At 69.1% G+C, this 19,130-nt stretch carries 10 protein-coding genes and 3 pseudogenes; 6 read left to right on the forward strand and 7 right to left on the reverse strand.

What is annotated here, in order from left to right:
- Window positions 1–15 precede the first annotated feature (15 nt).
- Entirely contained in the window at window positions 16–492 is a 477-nt protein-coding gene (locus tag ACFVYK_RS19270; protein ID WP_389775266.1) for a hypothetical protein, read from the forward strand.
- Window positions 493–725: 233 nt separating this feature from the next.
- Here the strand turns inward: ACFVYK_RS19270 and ACFVYK_RS19275 are convergent, their stop codons facing one another.
- From ACFVYK_RS19275 to ACFVYK_RS19295, 5 genes and pseudogenes are all read right to left on the reverse strand, one after another.
- Window positions 726–938 (reverse strand): hypothetical protein, encoded by a 213-nt coding sequence (locus ACFVYK_RS19275; protein ID WP_389775268.1) that lies wholly within the window; start codon window positions 936–938, stop codon window positions 726–728.
- A gap of 118 nt (window positions 939–1,056) precedes the next feature.
- A complete protein-coding gene (locus ACFVYK_RS19280; protein ID WP_389775271.1) occupies window positions 1,057–1,425 on the reverse strand; it encodes a YbjQ family protein in 369 nt (122 codons plus the stop codon).
- Window positions 1,426–1,793: 368 nt separating this feature from the next.
- Window positions 1,794–2,150, reverse strand: coding sequence for a sigma-70 family RNA polymerase sigma factor (locus tag ACFVYK_RS19285; protein WP_389775353.1), 357 nt, complete (start codon window positions 2,148–2,150; stop codon window positions 1,794–1,796).
- 192 nt (window positions 2,151–2,342) lie between these two features.
- On the reverse strand, window positions 2,343–2,846 hold the full coding sequence (locus tag ACFVYK_RS19290; protein WP_389775274.1) for an N-acetyltransferase: 504 nt from the start codon (window positions 2,844–2,846) through the stop codon (window positions 2,343–2,345).
- 50 nt (window positions 2,847–2,896) lie between these two features.
- Window positions 2,897–3,001: pseudogene (locus tag ACFVYK_RS19295) on the reverse strand (undecaprenyl-diphosphatase); the annotation flags it as partial.
- Between the two features lie 85 nt (window positions 3,002–3,086).
- Here ACFVYK_RS19295 and ACFVYK_RS19300 point away from each other — a divergent pair.
- A pseudogene (locus tag ACFVYK_RS19300) lies at window positions 3,087–3,639 on the forward strand (IS5 family transposase); the annotation flags it as partial.
- 185 nt (window positions 3,640–3,824) lie between these two features.
- On the opposite strand, the gene ACFVYK_RS19305 reads toward ACFVYK_RS19300, so the two are convergent.
- Together ACFVYK_RS19305 and ACFVYK_RS19310 are read right to left on the reverse strand one after the other, a co-directional pair.
- Window positions 3,825–5,681, reverse strand: coding sequence for an ABC transporter ATP-binding protein (locus ACFVYK_RS19305; protein WP_389775276.1), 1,857 nt, complete (start codon window positions 5,679–5,681; stop codon window positions 3,825–3,827).
- Between the two features lie 215 nt (window positions 5,682–5,896).
- Entirely contained in the window at window positions 5,897–7,297 is a 1,401-nt protein-coding gene (locus tag ACFVYK_RS19310; protein ID WP_389775279.1) for a hypothetical protein, read from the reverse strand.
- Between the two features lie 495 nt (window positions 7,298–7,792).
- On the opposite strand from ACFVYK_RS19310, the gene ACFVYK_RS19315 reads away from it, so the two are divergent.
- The 4 genes and pseudogenes from ACFVYK_RS19315 to ACFVYK_RS19330 all read left to right on the forward strand — a co-directional run.
- Entirely contained in the window at window positions 7,793–15,328 is a 7,536-nt protein-coding gene (locus tag ACFVYK_RS19315; RefSeq protein ID WP_389775282.1) for an SDR family NAD(P)-dependent oxidoreductase, read from the forward strand.
- 40 nt (window positions 15,329–15,368) lie between these two features.
- Window positions 15,369–17,732, forward strand: coding sequence for an MMPL family transporter (locus ACFVYK_RS19320; protein ID WP_389775285.1), 2,364 nt, complete (start codon window positions 15,369–15,371; stop codon window positions 17,730–17,732).
- A gap of 61 nt (window positions 17,733–17,793) precedes the next feature.
- Window positions 17,794–18,663 (forward strand): SDR family NAD(P)-dependent oxidoreductase, encoded by an 870-nt coding sequence (locus ACFVYK_RS19325; RefSeq protein WP_389775288.1) that lies wholly within the window; start codon window positions 17,794–17,796, stop codon window positions 18,661–18,663.
- 143 nt (window positions 18,664–18,806) lie between these two features.
- Window positions 18,807–18,985, forward strand: a pseudogene (locus tag ACFVYK_RS19330) (transposase); the annotation flags it as partial.
- Between the last annotated feature and the right edge of the window lie 145 nt (window positions 18,986–19,130).

The following is a 19,130-nucleotide window of genomic DNA, read 5'->3' on the forward strand; positions in this document are numbered from 1 at the left end:
GCACAATGAGGGAGTGTGGGCGTGCAGGGAATCTCTTCCGACGATCTGATGGTGCAGCTTCTGCGACTGCTGCCGGAAGTGAAGCCTTTCCTCGAGAAGGAGGCAGGGCGTGAGGGCCTTCGTGCATCGCAGGTGACCCACTGGGAACAGCTCGAAATCCATCCCGGAAATCTCCTGTCCGAGGTGCTGGTCTACCCCCTCTTCAAGCCCCTGATGAGATCTCCGGAACTCACCGCAGAGCAGGAGAAATTCCTCGAGCGTTGCTTCGAGTTCATCGAGGCGCTTGAGGAGGACCCCACGGGCTGGCTGGTGACCACGGCCCACTTCACCTTCCTCGAATTCTTCCTGGACAGCAGGGAAGTGCTCGACCGCGCGATGCGGCTCGCCTGGCCGAAGACCAGGGCGGAGATCCTGTCCATGCTGCGAGGCTGGAACGTCCCCATCGATCCGTCCTGGGAGGCTCCGCCGGGGGCGGGCGAAGGACAGAGCTGAGAACGTCGCAGGCGGTGGGAGGCGAACCCGCTGCGCGAAGCATGAGCAGACCGGGTGGTGTGCGCAGTCACGGCCGGGGATCCCTCCGCCGTCAGTCGGCGAGCCGCGTGGTTACGGCGTGCTCACCCAACCGGTGACCTCAAACCACGGTGTGCGGCGCGGCGCGGTGTGCGTGGAGCGCATGCTGTTCGGCTGAGCTCATGCTTCGCCGAACCCCTGCTGACCTGCAGGCTTCAGCGAAAGCCCTGCTTGAGGTAGGGCAGGGCGCCTTCGAGCATCAGCTCCCCGATCGCGTGCGTGTTGGCGGCGAGGTCGTCGAAACAGGCACTTTCGTCCTCGGTCGCGCTCGGACGCCATGTCGATGCCGGGCGGCGGTGTGATCGACGCGGTGTCGGCGGCAGCCGCCGTCCACCCACGTCTTGCGGACAGAGGGGGGCGGCGGCCACCCGGTCGATCAAAGCGCTACCGGCAACGGATCCCCGTACGCTTGCGTCGGGGTTGACCGCTTGCCGCACCGGATGCTCGGGTACGACGAATCGTCGGCGCCCGAGGCCCAACGGCGGTCTAGGCTGCCGGAGCGATGATCACAGCCGTTCCGTAGGCGCAGACCTCGGTGCCGGCGTCCTGGGCCGTGGTGACGTCGAAGCGCGTGGCGAGTACGGCGTTGGCGCCGCGGGCGGCGGCCGCCTCGACGAGGCGCTCCATCGCCTCGTTGCGGGTCTGCACCAGTGTCTTGGTCAGGCCCTTCAACTCACCGCCGATCACCGACTTCAGTCCGGCTCCCAGCTGGGAACCGATGTTGCGGGAACGCACGGTGAGGCCGAACACCTCTCCGATCACCTGTTTCACCTGCTGCCCGGGCACGTCGTTGGTGGTCACGACCAGAACGTCCGAGCCCTGTGCCGGGCCTCCGGTGTAGTCGTCGATAGGCATGGGATCCGCCTCGAAGTAGGAAGGAGTAAAAAGAACCAAGCACTTGCCACAACGGTGTCGGCGTGGTGCCGGTTCATCGGGCGCCACCGAAATCTGCTCGGGATGCGTGGCCGTACGGTCCGTGAGGCGCGGCCCCGCCCGGCGAGGTTGAACACGCGCTGCTTGACCGGGCGAAGATCCAAGTCCGGTGCCAGCTGGACCGCCAACTGCCGGCCGGTCACCGCCTCCAGGGCCGTGACAGCCCTGTCCTCATACGTCATCTGCACCCCCGAGCCACGGGGCCGCCTGCCGCGTGGCCGGCCGCGGCGATGCAACGGACGCCGAAGCGCTCAGCTCACGCCCTGGTCCTGGTCCTGGTCGTGTCGGGATCATTCGCCGAGTACGCCCCGTTCCTCGAGCGCCTTGCGCAGAGCCCGCATGGCGTAGAAGGCACGGCTCTTGACGGTGCCGAACGGGATGCCGAGATGTTCGGCGGCCTGGGCCACGCTGCATTCCAGGTAGTACATGAGCTGGATGACGGTCCGCTGCTGCTCGTGGAGATCGCGCAGTGCTCCGAGTACCACGTGGGAGGTGAGTGTGGAGTCTGTGTTGTCCCAGGCGGCGTCCAGTTCCTCGGCTGGCATCAGTTCCCGGGGGCGAATCCGGCGGGCCCGGTGGTGGTCGATGACCAGGTTCCTGACCATGGTGAACAGCCACGGCCGGATGTGCTCGTTGCGGCGTCCCAGGAACCGGGCCCGCGGTGGACCGCACGGACATCAGCACGCAAGACTGCGACACCAGGGCCTCCTGATGGTCGGTGGTTCGACACCAGCGAGCTGTTCAGGAGGCCCTCCTCGCATGCACCGAGCACCCGACGACTGCCCAGTCGAGGCGGCTGTTCGATCACCAAGTCCCAAGAGCAGTACGACAACAGGTGCTTACGAGTCGGGATGTTCCGGCAGGGCGAGCCAGTCCGACCAGGAGATCTCGCGGCCGAGGAAGCGCGGGTGCTCGAACGGCCAGTCAGCGGCGATCCACTGCGGCACCAGCGCGTCGAGGGCCTGCTCGACCTCGCTACCCACCAGATCGTCCACCACCCACCAGGAGATCTCGCCGTCCGCGCCGGCCCTCTGCGGTGGGTCGATGTAGACGCAGCCGAACAGAGCTGTCTCCGCCGCGTCGAACAGCGCGTAGTTGAAGGACTGGTGTGCGGCGATCTCCTTCTCGTGCCGCAACAGGTCGGCCTGGTCGGCCTCGTAGGTCATGGTGGCCGCGGGCCAGCCCCAGGCCGGGCCGAAGATGGTCCACAGCCGCTCGCGCGAACCCATCACAGCCGGATAGTCGAGCGGGGTGTCCACCTCCCGGATCGGCCGCAGGTGATGACCACCGCCCGCCAGCGGTATCAGGACAGGGTGGACGAAGTTCTCGGGAAGCCAGCTCATGGCGTCCGACCGTAGCAGCGCGGGGCCGTCCGGTCCCCTGAACTTTCCCCGTCGTGGTGCTCGCGCTCCTCGCGGTTGCGCAGGCCCCGGAACCAGGCCGACACGATCCGCGCGATGTCCTTGGGGAAGTACACGAGCACGGCGGCGATCGCCCCGTGTGGTGTCCCTGGTCCTGGCCGCGTGTCTGTTCCCGGAGGTGGGATACCTCGGCGTGTGGCGCAAGCTCACAGGCGCACTGGTCGGCCTGCCGGTGGACGGCACCCCAGCCCCGCGGTGAGCGATGCACCTCGCCGGCCACTGTTCGTGGCCACGTCGGGCTGCACGTGGCAGCAGTTGCAGTCCGCGTCGTTCGGGCCGTCGGGAGCGACGCCCGACGGCGATTTGGCGGGTGGACCAAGGCCAGGGTGTGGGCCAAGCTCCACCGACTGGTCCTCGACGAGCTGGGTGCCCGCGGTGAGTTGGACTGGTCCCGCTGCGCGATCGACTCGGTGAACATGTGGGCCTTGGAAAGGGGGACCTGACAGGTCCGAATCCTGTCGACCGGGGCAAGTACGGGTCGAAGATCCACCTCATCACCGAGCGGACCGGTCTGCCCCTGTCCGCCGGAATCTCCGGGGCGAACCTGCATGACAGCCAGGCCTTGATCCCCCCGGTGAAGGGCATACCGCCCATCCGCTCCCGCCGCGGACCCCGACGGCGCAGGCCGGACAAGCTCCACGCCGACAAAGGCTATGATTACTCCCACCTGCGGCGATGGCTATCCAGCCGAGGCATCCGGCACCTTCTCCGGCGGCACCCTCGCCTCCGCGCTCGGCCGGTTCGCGCGCGGCCGGCAGGCACATTGTCACTGCGGGGTTTTGTCCTGGTGGTCCCGCGCTGCTACGTCGCCACCGCCCACTCGGAGCGCACCGCCACGTAGTCCAGGCAACCGAGCAGGCCCTGTGCGGCGGACAGAGAATGTCGGACTACTGCGAGGGCTCAATTGCCGATGAGACCCGGAGCCGAGGCGTGCGGAGAATCGACGGGCGGCGTTCGAAGCGGTGAACCGGCTTCTGTGGCGTGCCCAGTGGTGAGTTCTCTGTAGTGGCTGTTGTGAGCGAGAAGGTGCTCGTGGCTGCCGGAGACCGCCGTCCCGTCCTCCGTGAGCAGGATGACGTGCCGGGCCCTGCGGACGGTGGGCAGTCGGTGGCTGGCGACGATAACGCAGCGGGTGGCCGCCAGGTCGTCCACGGCTCGGGTGACGAGGCGGTCACTGATGCTGTCCAAGTGGGAGTTCGGCTCGTCGAGGAGGAGGATGTCGCTGTCTGTGAGGAGGGCGCGGGCTACGGCCAGGCGCTGGCGTTGCCCGCCGGACAGGTCGTGGACGCGACCCAGGGGCGTGTCGATCCCTTGAGGAAGACGCGACACTGTTTGGCGTAGCCCGACCGTCTCCAACGCGTTCAGTAGGTCCGCATCGATGGGCGGTTCGGCGAGACCAAGTCGCAGGTTCTCGCGAATGGTGCCTTCGACAAGGGTTGACTGTTGGTCGACGTAGGTAACGCGTCGGCGCAGGTCGCCGAGGGGCCAGTTGCTGATGGACCTGCCCAGGACGCGGATTTCCCCGTGCTCGGCCTGTGCGAGCCGGTTGATCAGGGTAAGGACCGTGGACTTTCCCGTGCCTGAGGAACCGACAAGGGCGGTGAGCCCGGTTGCGGGGACGTGGAAGCTCGCATGGTCCAAGACAGTATTGCCTTGCGGAAGGCGGAAGGTGACACGGTGGAAGGTCACTGCATGTGCGTCGGGGCGGGGCAGCGGTAGGACGGGAGCTGCTGTCGTGTCCAGTTCCGCTTCCGCTGGGCGAGTGAGGAGGTGGTGGAAGCGGCCTCGTGCGGTTCGTCCCGCCTGTAGATGGCCGATGCCAAGGGCGACGACTGTCAGGGGCGAGGTGAGGTACAGCAGGTAGAGAAAGAAGCCACTGAAGGCGGCCAGAGACAGCTGTCCGTGCGTGATCTGCTGCCCTGCTGCCAATGCGACGGCTAGGACGGCAATCTGCTGGCCCAGACTCACGACCGGGCCGATGAGACACTGCAAACGGGAGGCGGGCAGACACGCCGAACGAACCGCGTCTGCGGCGTGTCCAAGTTGGTGTGCAGCCTCACTCTCGTAGCGGCAGGCCTTGACGGTGACGAGGGCGACGAGATGGGCGGTAAGGCTCTGTGCGAGCTGTCCGAGCGCGCGCTGCTGAGCGACTGCGAGATGTTTCATCCGGGTCGTCACGGGGACGATGCAAGCTCCGGTGAGCCCGAAGGCTCCGGCGGCGACCAGGGTGAGGCTCGGGTCGATGACGACCATGGCGGTGAGCGTGGCCACCGTGGCGAAGAGCGCCACCGGAAGGTGAATGAAACCGGTTTCGATGAGCAGACGCAGGAGCACAGCGTCCGAGGTGACCCTGGCAGTGAGGCTGCCAGTGCCCTCGTCGCGTACCGCACGCAGCGGAAGCCGCAGCAGATGCGCCATGGCCCGGCGGCGCAGACGCAGCACGGCGCGCTCGCCGACTCCCGCCAGCAACCATCCGCTCAGGGCCTGCAGTCCGGCTGCGCCGAGGACGGCGACGCTCATGCCCACGGCGGGAAGGGTGGCTGGCTGGTGCCGGGTGAGAGCGTGCATCACGCCCGTGGCCAGCCACGGCACCGCCAGGCTGGCTGTTGCTGAAGCGAGGGACAGGACGGCTGCCAGGGCGAGCAGCAGTCGGTCGCCACGCAGGAGGTCTCGGCCGATGCGCAGTCCCGGAAACGCCCCGCAGCCCGAGGTCGGGGAACGGGCCGGCGGTCGTGGGCGGACAGACGGGAAGGTCATATCGCGGTGCCTCGTTCACGAAGACCGGGCGAGGGAGGAGCCGATCGACCGCAGCCCGGAACCCTGCTCATCGTGTCGCGGAACAGGAGGCGTACTGCCGGTTCCGGGCCGGCAGGGGCAGCGACGACTACCGATCGGGGACCCACGGCTACATCCGACGGTGGCAGGCTGCTCTCTGCTGGGTTCTGCCCACGGGCTGGAGCCGGAACGCCCCCTCATACCGGCTGGGGGACATCGTCGGGTGTGAATCGCACTGCCGTGCCGTACAGGTCGAGCAATCCTTGGAAGGGCTGGGCGGGCAGGCCAGGCTTCCACAGTTCGACGGCCATCTCTCCGTGATACAGCAGGGGCCAGCGCACGTAGGTCCGCGGGTCGGCCGGATCGTTGACGGCGCGTGAACGGCGCACGGTGTCGCGGGCGATCTCGACAGTCAAGTCGGTACCACAGCCGAAGCCGTAGGGGAACTGCTCGCGGTCCGCCCCGACGGTTTCGATCTCCGTGTGGTCGCTGGAGACGACGCCGACGTGGGCGTGGATGCCGGCCCGGATGAGAGGTACCTCGCGTTCTCCGTCGGGGTCCAGCACCCAGGTGCCTGACGGGTTCTTCGTGACGCGAACGGTGGGGCAGGCTTCCATCAGGGCGCAGATCTCCCATGTCTCTACCGATGGTTGCATCGGCAGCGTGCCGCTGGGGGCCAGGACGCGCAGGCGCTTGCCGTCGGTCAGGCGCGGCTCGACGGCGACGATCTGCTCTCGGGTCAGGTTGCGCTTGTCGACGTCCCAGGAACCTGAGGCGCTGACGACCAGGCAGTTGAGATCGGGGTCGAAGGCGAACAGCATGCCTTCGCTGAAGCCCCGCATTCCCATGTAGATCTCGTACATATCGGCCAGTTGGTCGGAGACGAAGTCGGACACCTTCACCGGTGCCGGCAGCAGCTCCAGCTCGCCCATCCGCCGTCCGGCATAAGCCAGTTGCTCAGGTGCGGCGCTGGCCTGCCACGCCTCGTTGGTGATCGCGTCGCGGACAGTGTCGTAGTCCTCGGCGACCTGCCGGGCGCACGCCGCGGTGACCAGCCGATCACGCATGCGGTCGGCGATGTTCGTGATCTCGGTGGGATGGCCGCCCTCCATGTTGCAGAACGTCACCTCCCCTACCTGACCGGGGGCATCACCGCGGGACACGAACAGGACCTTGGCCGCGCCGAGCCGGCCCATGGCTGTGCGGGCGGTGGCGACGACCTCTGCGTGGGGCAGCGCACTGAGTCGTTCGGGCACCTCGACCACGGCGACGACATGGCGGGGGTTGCGGCGCAGGCCGTGCTGCTGGCGCAGCATCGCACTCAGCGGCGGGTATTCCTCGGGGATCCTCTCCCGCAGAGGCTGCGGCCCCTCGGGGATCCGCCCGCACATGAGCATCAGGTCGACGTCGCCATGGGAGCGGTCCAGGACGGTATGGCCCTGCACTTCGAAGGATGCGACCAGGTGGTCCAGGAAGGTCCGCAGCGCCTGGTGTCCTGCCGGCATCTCACCGATGACCTGGACCGTGCAGGGACGCCACCAGCCGCAAGCGGTCACATCGGTTTGGACGACGGGTACGGCGACCTGTGAACTGCTCATGGCCTACCTTCCGGGAACGTTGCGGCCGCCTTGAGAGAGGCCTTCGTCGGCTAGGTCGCGGCGCGTGAGAACGCGGCAGTGACCAAGTCTGTTGCCGTGGACGTGCGAGAAGCCGCATGGGGGGGACGGGCTCAGGATGTCGGTGACCATACCGGCGGCCTAACGGAACACCTACCTATCGCCACCCTTTCCGGGTTCGGCGGGTAACCACTTGACGCCAGAACGATGTTTGTGCACGTCAGTGGCTTGGAGCAGCTGCGATCTTCACCCTCAGGGATGAACGGTAGGGCCATACCGGGTCACCGGACCGGCCGAATTCACCCCTTATGTGCTTCGGAGTTGTTTCCAGCCTTCACCCGCACGCCGCAACGCGTGCAAGGCCTGGTCGTCGGTCTCCCTATGATCACGGCGTCCCCGGCGGCGGAAGCACCCTTCGCGTGCCACTGCCTGCGGTCTTTCGATGCCCACCCTTCTTTCACGCACCAGGAGAACTCCGTGATCGTGGCTCCCGCGACCCCTGACAGGCCCGCCGTGGCGATCGTGGGCCTCTCGTGCCGGCTGCCTGGCGGCATCGAGGGACCGCAGGACCTGTGGGAGGCGCTGCAGGAGGGGCGTGACCTGGTGGGCGAGGTCCCGCCGGACCGTTTCGACCCCGAACGGTTCGTCGACACCGAGCGGCGCAGGAACAACAAGAGCTACACAGCGGCGGGCGGGTTCCTCCAGGACGTGACCGGTTTCGACAACGGCTACTTCCAGCGGGTCTCACCGCGCGAGGCGGCGCGCATGGATCCGCAGCACCGGCTGCTGCTGGAGATGGCGGTCGAGGCCCTGGACGACGCCGGCGTCGATCAGCTCGCCACCGCTGGCTCTGACACGGCGGTGTTCGTCGGCATGTCGAGTCACGACTACGCCGACTTGCAGTCCACTGGCGGTGACGCGCCCAACGCGTACTCGATGGCTGGGCTGGCGGCTACCAACGCCGCCAACCGCATCTCCCACCTGCTCGACTGGCACGGGCCGAGCATGACGGTGGATACCGCCTGTTCCTCGGCTCTGACCGCCCTGCACCAGGCGTGCGAGACGCTGCGCATGGGCCGAGCGCGTATGGCTCTGGCTGGAGGAGTGAGCGTCCTGCTCAGTCCCTTCGGTTTCACCGGCTTCTCGGCCGCCTCCATGCTGTCGCCGACCGGCCGCTGCCGTGTCTTCTCGTCGGAGGCAGACGGCTACGTGCGCGCGGAGGGCGGCGGCGTGGTGGCCCTCAAACTTCTGCCCGACGCGCTTGCGGATGGCGACCGCATCCATGGAGTGATCCTGGCGAGCGGCGTCAACAGCGACGGCAGCACCACCGGGCTGGCACTTCCCAGCGCCCAGGCGCAAGCAGCATTGCTGGAACGGGTCTATGCCCAGGCCGGCGTGAGCGCCGACGACCTGTCCTATCTGGAGGCCCACGGCACGGGAACACCGGTGGGCGACCCGATCGAGTGCGACGCCATCGGCCGCGCCCTGGGCACCCGCCGCACGATCGGGCCGCTGCCGATCGGATCGGTCAAGAGCAACACCGGTCACTTGGAGGCCGCTTCCGGCATGGCCGGACTGGTGAAAGCCCTCCTCGTCCTGCGTCACCGCCGTATCCCGCCGACCCTGCACGCGCAGCCGCTCAGCCCTCACATCGACTTCGAGGGCTGGCAGCTCGATCCGTGCACCGAAGCCAGGCCCCTTGCCGGGCAGCGGCCGGTGGTCGGCGTCAATTCCTTCGGTTTCGGGGGATCCAACGCGCACGTCGTCCTGGCCGCCGCGCCCGTAGTCCCCCTCACCGACCCGAGTGAGCCCCCTGAGGGTGTGCTGCCGGTAGTGGTCTCGGCCCGCACCCCGGAGGCGCTGGAGGCCGCGGCCGCACGCATGGCCCAGCGGCTGCAGGAGGAGACCCTCCAGGGGCTCTACGACGTCGCGTGGACGGCCGCATGTCGTCGTACCCTGCACCCGCACCGGGCCGTGGTCCTGGCCCCCGACGCCCGGCAGGCAGCCGAAGCCCTGGAAGCCGTCGGCCAGGGCGCACTGCCCCTGCCCGCCGCCACCGCCACGGGACAGGCGGTGACAGACGGCCGCGTGGTGTTCGCCTTCGGCGGCAACGGCTCCCAGTGGGCCGGCATGGGGGCAGACCTGCTGCGCGAGGAACCCGTGTTCAGGGCAGCGCTCGACCGGGTCGATGACGCGCTCCTGCCCCACCTTGGCTGGTCGGTGCGTGAGGAGATGGCGGCAGCCGACCCCGCGCGCATCGAGGCCACCGAGATCGCCCAGCCGCTGCTGTTCGCCTTCCAGATCGCTCTGGTGGAACTGTTCAAGGCCCGCGGCATCCGTCCGGCCGCGGTCCTGGGCCACAGCGTCGGCGAGATCGCCGCCGCCCACATCGCCGGCGCCCTTGACTTGCCTGCCGCCGCCCGGGTGGTCGCCGAACGCAGCCGTGCTCAGGCAGCCACCCGCGGCCGAGGCCGCATGGCCGCAGTCGGTCTGTCAGCGGAGGAGGCAACCAAGGAACTCGCCCCGTACGCCAACGCGTTGGAGATCGCCGCCGTCAACGGCGACCAAGACGTCACCGTCTGCGGTCCCGAGGAAGACCTCCGCGCCTTGGGCGCGGATCTGGAGCTGCGCGCAGTCTTCTTCCGCATGCTGGAGCTGGACTACGCCTTCCACAGCCACGCCATGGACCCCGTACGGGACGGCCTGCTCGAGTGCCTGGCGGGCCTGCGTCCCAACCCCACCGTTCTCCCCTTCGTCTCGACTGTCACGGGCGCCGTCTGTACGGGCGAGGACCTTGACGCCGTTTACTGGTGGCGCAATGTCCGTGAGCCCGTGCTGTTCGGACCGGCCCTGCATACGCTGCTCGACGACGGCTACGACATTTTCGTCGACATCGGCCCCCACCCCGTCCTGCGGCCCTACATGCGCAAGGCGATCAAGGACCTGGAACGGTCGGTGCTGGTCACGGCTACCTGTGCTCGGGCCGTGCCGGGGCCTGCCGCCGTCGACACTGCGGCGGCCCACGTAGTGGCTGCCGGCGCCCGAATCCATTGGGACGTCTTCTTCCCGCGGCCTGGACGCACGATCGACTTGCCGGCCTATCCCTGGCAGCGCGAGCGGCACTGGCACGGTGACCCTCAGTGGTGGCTGCGCGTCGCCGGCGAGACCACCCCCGTTGAACATCCTCTGCTGGGGGCACGTGTCCCCGTGCAGCAGCCCGGCTGGTCCAACCTGATCGAGCCCACCCGGTTGCCGTGGCTGGCCGATCACCAGGTCGCAGGCTCCGTCGTCATGCCCGCCGCTGCCTACCTGGAGATGGCCCTTGCCGCAGGCAGGCTCGTCCACGACGCGCCCGTCGAGGTCAACCATCTGCTCATCACCCGTGCCCTCGACCTGCCCTGGGACGACGAGGCCGCCGACGTGCGCGTACAGGTCTCTCTCAGCGAAGGCGACCAGGCACTGACGATCGCCGCGCGTACCGGCGACGACCTGCCCTGGCAGCCCTACGCCCGTGCCCGCGTGCGACGGCTGCTGGCCGCCATGCCGCCATCCGCCGACCACGCAGACCTGCGCTCGCGTCTCCACACCCGCATGGACGTCACCGAGCATTACGCCCGTGCCCAGCGCGCCGGCCTCGTGTACGGACCCGCCTTCCAGGTCCTCACCGACCTGCAGCTGAACGAGGGCGAAGCCCTCGCCTCCTACACCCTGGACGAACCCGCCGACGGCTACCACGTCCACCCTGCGCTCCTGGACGGCGCACTCCAGGCAGGTGCCTGCCTGATCAGCGTCGAAGGCGAGTACCTGCCGCTCCTTCCGGTCGCCGTCGAAGCCTTGCGTCTGTGGCACACCCCGCCGCAGAGCGGCCTGATCCACGTACGCCTGCGCGAGAGCAACCCCCAGGAGACGTGCTGGGACATCACCCTGTCCGACGCCGACGGCAAGATCTGCCTCCAGCTCACCGGCTGCCGGCTGCGCCGCATGGGCAACACCCCCACCGAACCCGTGCAGCACCTCCTCAACGTTCTGCGCGCCGCTCCAGGGACCGCCGACCCGGCACTGCCCGGCCCCCTGCCCTCCCCCACCTCCCTGGCGCAGGCATGTCTTCCCTACCGCGACCGTCTGGAGAAGACCTGGCGCGAAGAGGGACACGAAGCCGGACTGCAGCGTCTACGCGAGTGCTGCTCGCGCCTGATCGCCGACGCGTTCGCCCAGCTGCTGCGGGAGGGGCAGAGCGAGTTCGGCACCGGTGATCTCGTGGCAGGCGGCATGCAGCCCCGCCACGCCCGTCTCGCTGAGCTTCTCGCCCATGCCACCCGCGGCCTGCTGCACCAGATCCAGCAGGCCGGAGAAGGCCGCTCTGCACGTTGGCGCCTTCCCGACACCGACGGCCCTCCGGCGCTGGAGCTGTTCCGGCAACTCGTACGCGACTTTCCCCAGCACGCGGTCGAGACGTCCCTGTTCGGCCGGTGCTGTCTGCATCTGGCCGACGTCCTGCGCGGCAAGCGCGATCCGCTGACGCTGCTCTTCGACGAACCCGACCGCCACCTGATCGAGTACTTCTACAGCGACGCCGTCCAGCCCCGCTTCCACAATCAACTGCTGCTCGCCCTGGTACGGGAACAGGTCCGCACCTGGCCCGAGGACCGGCCGCTGCGCATCCTGGAGGTCGGTGCCGGTACCGGCAGCAGCACAGCCCTGCTCCTGCCCCACCTGCCGCCCGAGCGCACCGCATACACCTTCACCGACCTGTCCGCCGGCTTCTTCCCCCCTGCCAAGGCCCGCTTCGCCGACTTCGACTTCGTCGACTACCGCTGCCTGGACCTGAACCAAGACCCGGCCGAGCAAGGCTTCACCGCGGGCTCCTTCGACGTCGTGATCGCCACCAACGTCCTGCACGCCACCCGAGACCTGCGCGCGACGCTCGCCCGCATCACCCACCTTCTTGCCGATGGCGGACAACTCCTCGCCCACGAGACCCACGAACCCGGTCTACTGGCCCCCTGCTTCGGCACCCTCGAAGGATTCTGGGACTTCACCGACGCCCCGTTGCGCCAGGACTCCCCTCTGCTGCCGGGGGAGGCATGGGCACCACTGCTCCGCGAGTGCGGCTTCGACGAGGTCGCCCAACTCGGACATGACCAAGCCTTGCCGGAACTCGAGTACTCAGTGCTCTGCGCCCGCCGCGCGACCCGCACCACCGCCCTCCCCGCCCCCCTCACGCCCGCCGCCCCGGCCGCGCGCTGGCTGCTGGCCGGGGAGACCCCCGACGGCGACCTGGTGCGCGACCTCGTCGACGTTCTCCTCGAGGCGGGCGCCGATGTCCGCGTCGCCGACCTGGACCAGACGCCTGTGCACTGGGCACAGGTCGCGGGAGAGCAACAGCCCCCGCACACCGTTCTGGTCTTCGACGCACATCCCGGCGACAGCCCCGCCGAAACGTGCGCCCAAGCCGTCGCCCGACTCGGTGTGCTGCGGGACCTCGCCCAAGCCGGCTCGCACCTGCCGACCGAAGGCGCAGCCAACCTGTGGATCGTCACCCGTCCCAGCGGCATCCACCCCGCCCCCGAACGACCGGACGCTCCTCAGGACGCGACGCTGTGGGGCGCCACCCGCTCCCTGGCGAACGAGATCCCCCAGCTGACCATCCGCCGCATCTCCCTGGACGCCGGGGCCCGGCCCGCCGACGACGCACGGCGCCTGGCGGCCGAACTACTCCAGCCCACCGACGAGGACGAGATCGTCCTGACCCGCAGCGGCCGCTTCGTCCCGCGCACCGTCCCCCGGCCCGCCTCCACCACAGCACCCCACGCCTCCGCCTCAACGCCCTTCACGCTGCGCCTGCACGACGCCGGCCTGCGCCCCCAGCTCACCTGGACCCCGGATCGGCCGCAGCAACCCGCCGACGACGAGGTCACCATCGCCGTCGCGGCGGCAGCCCTCAACTACCGCGACGTCATGCTCGCCGTCGGCCTCCTGCCCCCAGGCGCGGAGACACCGCTGCCGGACGGACCGGCCCTGGGCCTGGAATGCGCCGGCACGGTCACCGCAGTCGGCGCCAACGTCACCCACCTGACACCGGGCGACCGCGTCTACGCGCTGGCGCCCCGCAGCCTCAGCTCCCACGTGACCGTCAACGCCCGCCTCGTCGGGACCATCCCCGACGGCATGACGTTCACCGAAGCCGCCACCCTGCCGGTGGTCTACTTCACCGTCCACCACGCCCTCGAGCGCCTCGCGCGTCTCCAGGCGGGCGAGACCGTCCTGATCCACGGAGCCGCCGGCGGCATCGGCCTTGCCGCCCTCCAACTCGCCCAGGCCCGCGGCGCCCACGTCATCGCCACCGCCGGCACCCCTGCCAAACGCGACCTGCTGCGCATGCTCGGCGTCCGCCATGTCCTGGACTCCCGCACCCTCGACTTCGCCGAGCACGTCCGCGACCTCACCGGCGGGCAGGGCATCGACGTCGTCCTCAACTCCCTGGCGGGAGAGGCCATCAGCCGCACCCTGGAACTCCTGCGGCCAGGCGGGCGCTTCCTGGAACTCGGCAAGCGCGACATCTACACCTCCACCCCGCTGGCGCTGCGGCCCTTCAGCAACAACATCGCCTTCTTCGGCGTGGACGCATACCAGCTCATCTCCGGCCGCCTGCCCCAGGCCGGGGCCTGCTTCGACGAAACAGTCCGGCTCATCGCGGACGGAACCTACCGCCCCTTGCTGCACCTGGCCTACCCGGCCACGCGGATCAGCGAGGCACTGCGCGTCCTGCAACGCTCCCGCCACCTCGGCAAGGTCGTCATCACCTTCGAGGAGCAACCTCCGCTGGAGCGCATCCACCCGCCCCTGCAGCTCTCCCCGCACGCCACCTACCTGGTCACCGGCGGACTCAGCGGCCTCGGCGCAGCCCTCGCCCACCGCCTCGTCGACCACGGCGCACGACACCTCGCCCTCCTGGGCCGCCGAGGCTCCGACACCCCTGACGCCTCCCGGCTGATGCGGACTCTCGCCCAGCGCGGCGCCACCGCCACTGCCCACACGGTCGACGTCACCCGCGAAGAGGACCTGCGCCGGACACTCGCCACCATCGACGCGGACGCCCTCCCCCTGGGCGGGGTGATCCACGCCGCGATGGTTCTGGACGACGCACCGCTGGCCGAACTCACCGACGAACGTCTGCGCACCGCGCTGGAGCCCAAAATGCTCGGCGCGGCCACCCTGGACGCACTCACCCGCGACCGCGACCTCCACCTGTTCGCGACCTGCTCGTCCGTCACCGCCTGGTTCGGCAACGCCTACCAGGCCAACTACACCGCCGCCAACGCCTACCTCGAAGCACTCACCCGCACCCGGCGCGCCACCGGCCTGCCCGGCACGACCATGGCCTGGGGCGCCGTCGGCGACACCGGCTACGCCGCACGCCACGGCATCACCGACATGCTCGCCCGCCTCGGCCTGGACAACCTCACCCCCGCCGAAGCCTGCACCGCCCTCACTGACGCAGTCGCCCAGGACACCGACGTCACCGCCGCCGCCAGGATCGACTGGGCCCGCATCCGCAGCATGATGCCGGCCGTGCAGACCCCCCGCCTCGCCGGTCTCATCCCCCTCCACACCCCCCAGGACGACGGCCCCGACCAGCTACGCCACCGTCTCGCCACCGCCACCCCCGACGAAGCACTCACCCTGGCGGCCGAGGCCATCACCCAGGTATTGGCCGAGATCCTGCAGACCGACCCCGCCCGCCTCGACCGCGATCGCCGCCTGGACCAGCTCGGCCTGGACTCCTTGATGGCCGTCGAAGCCGTCGTCGCCGCACGCCGCCGCCTGGGCTGCGAACTGCCGACCCTTGAATTCCTCAACGCCCAAGGCATCACCGACCTCGCCCGCCGCGCCCTGATCCGCCTCGGCCACCAGACCCCCACCGTGCCGGCGCCGTCCGCGCCCAGTTCAACCGCGTCGGCTCTGCCCGTGCCGGGCCCGGCCGGGCCAGCACTGAGCGCTCACACCCCCTGATCCCACCCACCCATACACCTGTAGTAGAGAGGCAACCGTGATGTGCGAGCCACCCCTGCACCCCGACCGCTCGCACATCCCGGGCTCCCTCGCCGCGCTCGCCCGGTGGGCCGCACGCCGCAACAAGCTCGTCCTGGCCGCCGCCGCACTCTTCGTCGTCCTCACGGGTCTGCTGTCCGCCGGAGTCTCCGCACACCTGAGCAGCGGCGGCTGGCTTGCCGACAACACCCCGGCGGCCCAGGTACGCGACAGGTTGGCGCAGTCCCCACACGGAGGTATGCCGCCCCTCCTGCTCCTCGCCCGCACCACCGGGTCCGTCGACGAGCCAGCCGCGCGCACCGCCGGTACCCGCCTCACGGAGGACCTGCGACGCGTACCGGGCGTCACCGCCATCGACTCGTACTGGACAGGCCCTCTCGACCCGACCACCTCCACTCCGGCACTCCCACCCCCGCCGGACCCCCTGCTACGCGCCACCGATGGCCGTACGGCCCTCATCGCCGTGTGGCTCGACACCACCGAGCCCGCTCAACATGCCGCCATCGCAGACGTCCTCGCCCATGCCGACGGACGGCATGGCCCCCTGGAGACCCGAGCGGCAGGAGAGGCGGCCGTCACTCGCGCCATCCAGATGTACAGCGAGCGGGACCTGGTGCGCATGGAACTGCTGGCCCTGCCCATCACCTTCGTCCTGTTGTTCCTGATGTTCGGCAGCTTTCCAGCGGCTCTTCTGTCTTTGGCCGTGGGTACTGTCGCCATTACGGGCACCGCCGCCATCCTGCGCGCCGTCGCCGCCGTCACCCCGATCTCCGCGTTCGCCCTCAGTCTCACCACGGCCGTTGGGCTTGCCCTGGCCGTGGACTACAGCCTGTTCCTCATCGCCCGCTATCGCGAGGAGACCGCTCTCGGCCGCCCCCACGCCCAAGCGGTGGTCCTTACCACGTGCACCGCCGGACGCACCGTGATCGCCTCCGCCGGAGTCGTCGCCGTCTCGCTGCTGGGACTCCTGCTGTTCCCCGTGCCCTTGATGCGCTCCCTGGCCACCGCAGGCATCAGCGTCATCGTCCTGGCCGCGACGGCGTCCCTGCTGATCGTCCCAGCCGGCCTTGCCTGCTTCGGTGAACGCCTGGCCGGGCGGGACATTCTCGCCCGCCGACGCCAGGCCGCGCGGGCCGCCGCCCGGTGGAAGACCCTAACGACCGCCGTCATGCGCCGCCCCCTTGTAGTCGTCACCCTGACCAGCACCCTGCTGCTCCTGCTCGCTCTTCCTTTCCGCGATGTGACGTTCGGTTTCAGCGCCGAACGTGCCCTGCCCGCCGATTCGCCCATCGCCCGGACCATGAGCGATTTGCATACCGACTTCCCCCACCTCGGGACCGAGATCGACGTCGTCCTGCACAACTGGCATCCCGCCCGCCCCGACGACGCCAACCACCTCGATACCTACGCCCGCACTCTCTCCCGCCTCCCCGGCGTCCAAGGACTACGCACCGCGACCGGCACCTACCTCAACGGCAAACCTGTCGGCCGTCGGTGCCGACCCACCGAAGCAACACCTGCGCATCACCCCTGCGCGGGACTACGACGATTCACCCTGCCCAGCGGCACCTGGCTGGCGATCAACGCCACACCTTGGCCCTACAGCACTGCCGCTGTCGACCTGCTGAACACCGTCCGCGCTCAACCAGCCCCCGTGTCAGCCCTCACCGGTGGGGCCACGGCCGACTTCGTGGACACCCGCACCTCGGCGTTTCACCGCCTACCCGGTGCCGTTGCGGTCGTGACTGTCGCGACCCTGGTCCTGCTGCTGGCCTTCACTCGTAGCCTGTTCCTCCCACTCAAGGCCCTGCTGATCAACCTGCTCAGCCTCACTGCGACCTTCGGTGCGATGGTCTACGTTTTTCAGCAAGGCCACCTGCGCCCATGGTTCGGCGACTTCGCCATGACTGGCAACACCGACCTCTCACTGCCGTTCATCGCGTTTTTTCTCGCCTTCGGCCTGTCGATGGACTACGAGATCCTGCTGCTGGCTCGCATTACCGAGGCGCACGTTCGTACCCGCGACACCGTCCGTGCGACCGCCGAGGGCATGCAAGCCGCCGCGCCATTGTTCACCGCCTCCGCCGCAGTGGTCCTCGTTGTTCTGCTGGCGCTCGCAGTGACGGACGTCGCCATCTTGAAGACCATCGCTGTCACTGTCGCGCTGTCCGTCCTCCTGGACGCTGCTGTGATCCGCCCCCTGCTCGTGCCGGCCGTCATGAAGCTGGCGGGTAACGCCAACTGGTGGCTGCCCACCCCCTGGCGCCGCCATCTTCCGCCACGGCCGGGCTCTGAACTCCCCCGCCACCACACCGCTGCAACCGCCAATCCCCAGCCCGCAGACGATGTTCCCCTCTCCACCTGACAAGACGCGGACCAACCGTCCCGGACCCCCCGGACCAATCCAGCCGTCCCGAAAGAGCCCCATGAGCCGCTACGACCTTGCCGGACGCACCGTCGTCATCACCGGGTCTACCGGCGGACTCGGCTCCGCCCTCGCCGACGCACTGCACCATCGAGGCGCGCACCTCGCCCTCCTCGGCCGCGACGAGACCGCCCTCGCCGCTCAAGCCGCCATGCTCGGCGGGCCCCGCACCGCGTGGGCAACCCACGCAGACGTAACCGACCTCGTCAGTGTCCGCTCGGCGATCGACCGAGCCGCCGACCACTTCGGTCGCATCGACATCGTCGTCGCCAATGCTGGAGTGAACGTCATCGCCCCGACGGCCACCCTCGATCCCGACGCCTTCGAGCGCGTCATCAACGTCAATCTGACCGGAGTATGGCGAACCTTCAAGGCGGCCCTCCCGCACGTCGAACGTCAGCGCGGCTACTTGCTGGCCATCTCCTCAATGGCGGCCTTCGTGCACTCCCCGCTCCAAGGCCCTTACACCGCCAGCAAGGCCGGTGTCTGGGCGATGAGCAACAGCATCCGCCTGGAGGTGAGGCATCTCGGCGTCGACGTCGGCACATGTCATCCGACCTTCCTCAAGACGCCGATGATGGACGCGATCCACGCGGATCCGGCAGGTCGGCGCCTGTGGAGCGGAAACGAACGTGGACTTTGGCGGATGTGCACCGTCTCCAAGGCCGTGCGCAGCATCGTGTCGGGCATCGAACGCCGTGCGCAGACGATCACTCCGCACCGCCTCCACACACTTGCCGCGGCAGCCCCCGGCGTGTTCCGGCCGTTCATCGACCGGTTCGCGTTCACGACCAGGACCATCACCGACGCCAGCGCTGCGGCCCCACCCAACCGCGGCCCTGCGCCCACTAACCTCGACCGCGAGTCGTGACCCCGAGTGTTAAATGCTGACCCTGAGGTAGCCGAAGACGTAGACCGTCCGGCTGTCTGAACGGCGAACCTGCGCGCAGGGTTCCGTATGGGCTCAAGACGGTGCCCTATGTGGTGATCGTTCGTTGGTCCGTTCAGGGGGCGGGGTACGTGGAGAGCGAACGCCTGGGTCGCCGCCGGTGGGTCATCGAGCGGACCCTCTCCTGGCTGTCGGCTACCGCAGACTCAACCCCCGCTACGAGCGCCACCCTCGCACGTACCTGCCCCTTCTCGGCCTCGCCGCCGCCCTGTGCTGCTACAAGCGGTTCGTTCGCCTCACCACAGAGGGCACCGTCGAAACCACCCAAGGCAGGTCTGGATGGGAGCGGCCCGCAGCTCGCCCGGACCGACAGGACCGAGGCGGCGTGGGCGGGCAGGACCGAGGCGGCGTGGGCGGGCAGGACCGAGGCGGCGTGGGCGGGCAGGACC

It is taken from the genome of Streptomyces sp. NPDC058291, from assembly GCF_042880855.1.
In the GTDB taxonomy this organism is placed as follows: domain Bacteria; phylum Actinomycetota; class Actinomycetes; order Streptomycetales; family Streptomycetaceae; genus Streptomyces.

Excerpts from the sequence above, each read along its gene's own strand:
- ACFVYK_RS19280 (WP_389775271.1), bottom strand. The coding sequence starts at position 1,425 with ATGCCTATCGACGACTACACCGGAGGCCCGGCACAGGGCTCGGACGTT.
- ACFVYK_RS19290 (WP_389775274.1), bottom strand. The coding sequence starts at position 2,846 with ATGAGCTGGCTTCCCGAGAACTTCGTCCACCCTGTCCTGATACCGCTG.
- ACFVYK_RS19305 (WP_389775276.1), bottom strand. The coding sequence starts at position 5,681 with ATGACCTTCCCGTCTGTCCGCCCACGACCGCCGGCCCGTTCCCCGACC.
- ACFVYK_RS19310 (WP_389775279.1), bottom strand. The coding sequence starts at position 7,297 with ATGAGCAGTTCACAGGTCGCCGTACCCGTCGTCCAAACCGATGTGACC.
- ACFVYK_RS19320 (WP_389775285.1), top strand. The coding sequence starts at position 15,369 with ATGTGCGAGCCACCCCTGCACCCCGACCGCTCGCACATCCCGGGCTCC.
- ACFVYK_RS19325 (WP_389775288.1), top strand. The coding sequence starts at position 17,794 with ATGAGCCGCTACGACCTTGCCGGACGCACCGTCGTCATCACCGGGTCT.